Source organism: Arthrobacter sp. NPDC058288 (assembly GCF_042880995.1).
Lineage (GTDB): Bacteria > Actinomycetota > Actinomycetes > Actinomycetales > Micrococcaceae > Arthrobacter.
On the sequence record NZ_JBHVYH010000018.1, the window covers coordinates 1 to 5,455 of the forward strand.

6 protein-coding genes are annotated in these 5,455 nt (G+C 65.1%); 2 read left to right on the plus strand and 4 right to left on the minus strand.

Annotation, left to right across the window (positions count from 1 at the left end; all coding sequences use genetic code 11):
• Nucleotides 1-300: 300 nt before the first annotated feature.
• The 3 genes from ACFVWT_RS22520 to ACFVWT_RS22530 form a co-directional block, all read right to left on the minus strand.
• The gene (locus tag ACFVWT_RS22520; protein ID WP_209742386.1) at nucleotides 301-1,029 is read right to left on the minus strand and encodes a FadR/GntR family transcriptional regulator; all 729 of its coding nucleotides are present in this window, start codon (nucleotides 1,027-1,029) and stop codon (nucleotides 301-303) included.
• A 92-nt stretch (nucleotides 1,030-1,121) separates the two neighbouring features.
• The gene (locus ACFVWT_RS22525) at nucleotides 1,122-1,373 is read right to left on the minus strand and encodes a DUF2630 family protein (RefSeq protein WP_390251873.1); all 252 of its coding nucleotides are present in this window, start codon (nucleotides 1,371-1,373) and stop codon (nucleotides 1,122-1,124) included.
• 169 nt (nucleotides 1,374-1,542) lie between these two features.
• The gene (locus tag ACFVWT_RS22530) at nucleotides 1,543-2,337 is read right to left on the minus strand and encodes a carbon-nitrogen hydrolase family protein (protein WP_390251875.1); all 795 of its coding nucleotides are present in this window, start codon (nucleotides 2,335-2,337) and stop codon (nucleotides 1,543-1,545) included.
• A 32-nt stretch (nucleotides 2,338-2,369) separates the two neighbouring features.
• On the opposite strand from ACFVWT_RS22530, the gene ACFVWT_RS22535 reads away from it, so the two are divergent.
• Nucleotides 2,370-3,026 (plus strand): GntR family transcriptional regulator, encoded by a 657-nt coding sequence (locus ACFVWT_RS22535; RefSeq protein WP_209742389.1) that lies wholly within the window; start codon nucleotides 2,370-2,372, stop codon nucleotides 3,024-3,026.
• Nucleotides 3,027-3,098: 72 nt separating this feature from the next.
• On the opposite strand, the gene ACFVWT_RS22540 is transcribed toward ACFVWT_RS22535, so the two are convergent.
• Nucleotides 3,099-4,490 carry an MFS transporter gene (locus ACFVWT_RS22540; protein WP_390251877.1) on the minus strand — a complete coding sequence of 464 codons (1,392 nt, stop codon included), beginning with the start codon at nucleotides 4,488-4,490 and terminating at the stop codon, nucleotides 3,099-3,101.
• Nucleotides 4,491-4,638: 148 nt separating this feature from the next.
• Here ACFVWT_RS22540 and ACFVWT_RS22545 point away from each other — a divergent pair, with 148 nt between their 5' ends.
• Nucleotides 4,639-5,325: a DUF2848 domain-containing protein gene (locus ACFVWT_RS22545; protein WP_390251879.1), complete on the plus strand. Its 687-nt coding sequence runs from the start codon at nucleotides 4,639-4,641 to the stop codon at nucleotides 5,323-5,325.
• Nucleotides 5,326-5,455 lie beyond the last annotated feature (130 nt).

A 5,455-nucleotide genomic window follows, 5' to 3' on the forward strand; every position in this document is an offset into this window, starting at 1 on the left:
GTGGACACCCCAGTACACGGCGGCGGGAACGTCCCGGTCACCCAGGAGATCGTGCTCGGAACGGAAGGCGGCGGCTGATGCGGTTTCGGTCATGGGGGTCCTCGCGGGGCTTCGTTGACGGGTTTGGACGTGGAAATTCTCGGGCTGTGGGAAATTTGTGGGGCAAAGAGCTTGGGCCGGGGCAGGCTGAAGCAACGCGCAGCCAGCAGGAGGCATGGGTGTGCCACGGCAGGGAGGCACGCGGGGTTGCGGCGGGCAGGACAGGTCAGGGGACGCCGGGTGAAATTCTGGGCTTGGGGTTTAGCGTGTATGGCCGGACGTGGAATTCTCTCTTCCGGGGACGATGGTGCCCAGGGCGCATTCCACCCCGTGCAGATGCATCCTCATGGCCTGGGATGCTTCCTCGGCTGATCCGCTCTCGATTGCAGCGAAAATGCGCGCGTGCTCTTCGCCGGATTCCTTGCGCCGGTCAGCCACGAGGTTGAGGGTGTTGGACTGGTTCGCCATGGCATCGCAGATGTCCGAGAGGAATGATTCGAACACGCCGTTGCCGCTGCACCGGGCTATGGTCACGTGGAACTCGGTGTTCAACAGCACCCACTGCTGCAGATCATCCTCCTCGGACATTTCCCGAAGGATCTCCCGAAGAGCCTCCACATCTTCGGCGCTGCGGCGCTGGGCTGCCAGGCCGGCGGCAGGCACTTCGACGTGGGGGCGGGCTTCCACCAGGGCGCTGGCCGAATACTTGCCAAGCTTGAGGTCCTGGGCCACCTTGTCAGCGATGACGAAGGTCCCCTTGCCTGTGTGCGTGGCGGTCAATCCCAGGGCGGTGCATGAACGCAGCGCCTCCCTGACCATCGTCCGGCTCACACCGTATTGTTTGGCCAGCGAGGCTTCGGAGTCGAGACGCGTGCCGACCGGAATCCGGCCACCCTCGATGGCGCTGCGGAGGGATGCGAACACGGCCTCGGCCGCGCCAACTCGCACCACTCGATCTTGTGCAGCTGTCCAGCTGTCCAACAGGTTCATATGACGACTATGGCACTTGTCACAGAACCTGTCAAAGAGCTCCTGAATATTGCGGGCACCAGGTGGTTTCGGCAGCCAAAAACAAGGTCAAATCAGCCGCGGTAGTCCTCCACCTGCTTGACCGGCCGTACCTCGGCCTCATCCGGATTCTCGCCGTACTGCATCTTGGCCCGCCGCTGGCGCAGCAAATCCCAGCACTGGTCCAGGTCCTCTTCGATGCGCTGGAGCCGTGTACGGTCCGGGGTGTGCCCGGCGCCGGGCGCGGCGGACTCCGCTTTTTCGCGAAGATCGCGTTCCTCTTCAACGAGGCTTTGGATGCGGTGCAGGATGTCCTGTTCGTCCACGGTGTCCTTCTTCCTGGAGGGGGTACCAGCCAGCGTAGTGTCGCCCGCGGTGCGTGACCAGATCAGCTTGCCGGACGGGCGGCTCTGGCGGCCGAAAGCATCGGAAGCGGACGACGGCGGGAGGTCCCGCCGTCGTCCGCTTCCGTACCGTCTGTTTCCGTACTGCCCGCTAAAGGCTCCGCGCGTTGGCGAGGACCGGCAGTTTTGCGCGGACGTCGGTGATGACGGCGGGGTCGATGTCCACCACGGCCAGCTCGGGCTCCGCGCCCAAGGTGACCAGGGGAGTGCCGAGCGGTGACACCACGGCGCTGTGGCCGATGCCGGTGGGCGCGGTGCCCGCGTCGGGCAGCCCTATGCTGGCGGGATCGCCCTGGCCGCATGCCACCACGAAGGTGGTGCTGTCCACGGCGCGGGCCCGCACCAGCAGGTCCCACTGTTCCGCCTTGCCTTCGCCGGCGCCCCACGAGGCGCAGACGATATTGACCTGGGCCCCGGCCCGCGCGTTGGCCGCAAAGAGCGCGGGGAAGCGCACGTCGTAACAGGTGGCAAGGCCGATCACCGTGCCGTTGAGTTCGAACGTCACCGGCGACGTGCCGGCGTCCACCGAATCGGACTCGGCGAAACCAAATGCGTCAAAGAGGTGGATCTTGTCGTAGGAAGTATCGATCCCCGGGCCTGTGACCAGGAGGGTGTTGCGCACCCTGCCATCGTCCCCGGGGGTAAACATGCCGGCGACGACGGCGATATCCAGGTCGCCGGCAATGGCCCGGACGGCATTGGCCCACGGTCCGTCCAGCGGCTCGGCGATGTCCGCCAAGCTGTTGCCGAAGGCGCGCATCGCCGCTTCGGGAAACACCACCAGCTCGGCCCCGGCGGCTTTGGCCCGGGTGGCGTATTCTCGGATCAGCTCCAGGTTGGCTGCCGGATCGGCTCCAGTGATGATTTGGGCCACTGCTAAACGCATGAAATTACTCCAGTCTGTTGTATACATGATGTATGCGAAAAAGTTCGGGGACAGCGGCGTCCGGCCGCGAGAAGGCGTACGCGTACCTGCGCGAAAATATCCTGATCGATCCCGAAGTCCAGGGGAAATTCCTTAATGAGCAGGAGCTTGCCGCCGAGATCGGGGTCTCGCGCACTCCGGTACGGGAAGCGCTCCTGCTGCTTGTCTCGGACGGACTGGTGGAACTGATTCCGCAGCGCGGAGCGTACGTCCCCCCGGTGACCGGACGTGAAATGTCCGAATTGATGGAATTGCGGGGAGTGCTGGAAAGCCATGCCGCGCGCCTGGTCATCGAACAGAAACGCGTCCCTGCCCGGACAATGCAGGACACCCTGGACCAGCAGGCGGCCCTTCCCGAGGACCTGAACCCGGAGGCGGCCCGGGAGTTCATCCGCCTGGACACCCTGTTCCACCAACAGCTCATTGACGCCGCCGGAAACGAGCTCATTTCCCGGACGTACAGCAAACTCCACGTCCGGCAGATCCTGGTGGGTGTGTCCGCGCTGTTCCGTACCGGAGGACGGCGCGAGCAGGTGTGTGCCGAACACCAGGACATCCTCGATGCCCTGGTGTCCGGCGACGCGGCGAAGGCGCAGGAAGCCATTGACCATCACCTGGCCGTGACCCGGGACATCCTGCTCCGCACCTGAGGGAGTTTTTGTCCACATAACGCGACTTGCAAGGCTATTTGAACCCATGATGTGGACAAAAACTCCGGACCGTCAGCGGGATTCCGCGACGGCGGATTCCTGGCGCGCTGCTGCCGATCCTTCGAGCAGCAGGCGGTAGTCCTCATCCTCCACGGTGTTGGAATCCCGTCCGAGTGCCAGGCCCACTGCCGTGACGGCGGCGGCAACGGCCACATAGATGGCTACCGGAATCCAGGTGCCGAACTGGGACAGCAGCAGCGTGAACATCAGCGGAGCAATGGCGCCGCCGATCACGCCGGCGAAGGTGTAGGCCAGCGAGCTGCCGGTGGACCGGAGTCTGGGGGAGAACTGCTCCACAATGAAGGCGGCCTGCGGTCCGTACATGAAGGAGTGTGCCATGAGGCCCAGGACGATTCCGGCGATCAGCATCGGCTCGTTGTCGCCGCCGAGGATGCCGAAGAAGATGAACGTCCAGACGGCGCCCAGCACTGCCGCCGTTCCGTAGACAAGGCGGCGGTTGAAGCGGTCCGAGACGGCGCCGGCCAGCGGGATCATAAACAGCTGGAATGCGGAACCGATCAGGACGGCGGTCAGGACCTGGCTGCGCTCGTAGCCGAGGGCCTGGATGCCGTAGGTAAGGGTGAAAACAGTGAACAGGGCGTAGAGCACGTCAGGACCAACCCGGCACAGGGTGGCGGCAACGAGCGGCCGGAGTTCCTTGCTGAAGACCTCCCGGACCGGGGCGTTGGGCTGTTCGCCGTGGGCCTCGATGGCCTTGAAGATCGGGGTGTCTTCCAGCTTCAGCCGGATCCAGAGGCCGAATCCGACCAGCAGGGCCGAGACCAGGAAAGCGATGCGCCAGCCGAAGCTGATGAACTGTTCTTCGGTCAGGGTGAGGGTGAGGACGGCCAGCGCGCCGTTTGCCATGAGGTTGCCGGCGGGCGGCCCCACCTGGGCTGCGGAGGCCCAGAAGCCGCGCCGGTGGGGATCCCCGTATTCACTGGAGAGCAGTACGGCGCCGCCCCATTCGCCGCCTACGCCCACGCCTTGGGCGAAGCGGAGCAGCACCAGGATGATCGGGGCGGTGATGCCGATGCTGCCGTACCCGGGGAGCACGCCGATCAGCACGGTGGCCACGCCGATGATCATGAGTGTTGTGACCAGGACCTTCTTGCGACCGATCCGGTCGCCGAGCCGGCCAAAGATGATGCCGCCCACGGGGCGGGAAACGTAGCCCACCGCGTAGGTGGAGAACGCCAGGATGGTGCCGGTGAGGGGATCGGATGACGGGAAGAAGACGATGGGGAATACGACGGCGGCTGCGGCTGAGTAGACAGCGAAGTCGTACCACTCGAGTGCGGTACCGGTAAGGCTTGCAGCAAAGGCCTTGTACAGGCCCTTCGGGTGCATCGGCTTGCCCGGGCGCGGCGCTGCGCCGGAAGCCTGAACTGGGACGTTGGCCATGGTGTTGTCCTCCACGAGATGTTTACGGTGACGCCTGTCACGCTGGCGTTAAATGTATACATTACGCATACTGGATGTACATTGGCGATCGTTTCCGGTTTCCGGTTTGTAAATTTCTCGAGCAGGACACGCAAAGGATGGACAGAACATGACGACTCTGAGCTTCGAACTTCCCGACGGCACCACCAGGAAAGTCCAGGTCAAGCACCTCCTGAACGCCGGCTACGCAGGGCGGGAACAGGAAGAAGTACAGGCCCATATCGCCGAGTTGGCCGAGCTGGGAGTTCCCGGCCCCGCAACCACACCGGCGCTCTATCCCGTGTCGCCGTACCTGGCCCAGCAGGTTTCCGAAGTCCGCGTGCAGCACGGCCGGACTTCAGGGGAAGCCGAATGGGCGCTGGTGATCACCGAGGACGGCGTACTGCTGACGGTGGCCTGCGACCACACGGACCGCGAGCTTGAGGTCCACGGCGTTGCCTGGAGCAAGAACGCCAGCCCTGACGTCCTGGGACGCAAAGCCTGGCGCCTTGACGACGTGCGGGAGCACCTGGACCAGATCTCGCTCAGGGGCTGGGTGGGCGAGGGCGATACGCCGGACACCCTCATCCAGGACAGCTCGCTGGGCGCGTTGCTGAGCCCCGATTACTGGCTGGACGTCCTCACTGAACGCGGCCTCAATGAGCCCGGCACCGTCCTTATTTCGGGCACGGTGGCCATGACCCACGGGGTGGACCAGTTCGCCCGCAGCTGGAAGGTGGAGATGGCCGATCCGGTGACCGGCGCTTCCGTGGACGCCCAGTATGTGGTGGAACAGATGGCCGAGCCGATCGGCTGATTCGGCTGCCCGGAACAAACAGGAGCGGACGACGGCGGGGGGTGCGCGCGGGGTGGGCCGCCGGGGGGGGGGCGGGGGGAGGTGGTGGGGCGCGCGGCGGGCAGCCCCGGGCCGGCCGGCCCCGGGGGGA

Coding starts and splice junctions, on each gene's coding strand:
- ACFVWT_RS22520 (WP_209742386.1), bottom strand. CDS start 1,029: ATGAACCTGTTGGACAGCTGGACAGCTGCACAAGATCGAGTGGTGCGA.
- ACFVWT_RS22530 (WP_390251875.1), bottom strand. CDS start 2,337: ATGCGTTTAGCAGTGGCCCAAATCATCACTGGAGCCGATCCGGCAGCC.
- ACFVWT_RS22535 (WP_209742389.1), top strand. CDS start 2,370: ATGCGAAAAAGTTCGGGGACAGCGGCGTCCGGCCGCGAGAAGGCGTAC.
- ACFVWT_RS22540 (WP_390251877.1), bottom strand. CDS start 4,490: ATGGCCAACGTCCCAGTTCAGGCTTCCGGCGCAGCGCCGCGCCCGGGC.
- ACFVWT_RS22545 (WP_390251879.1), top strand. CDS start 4,639: ATGACGACTCTGAGCTTCGAACTTCCCGACGGCACCACCAGGAAAGTC.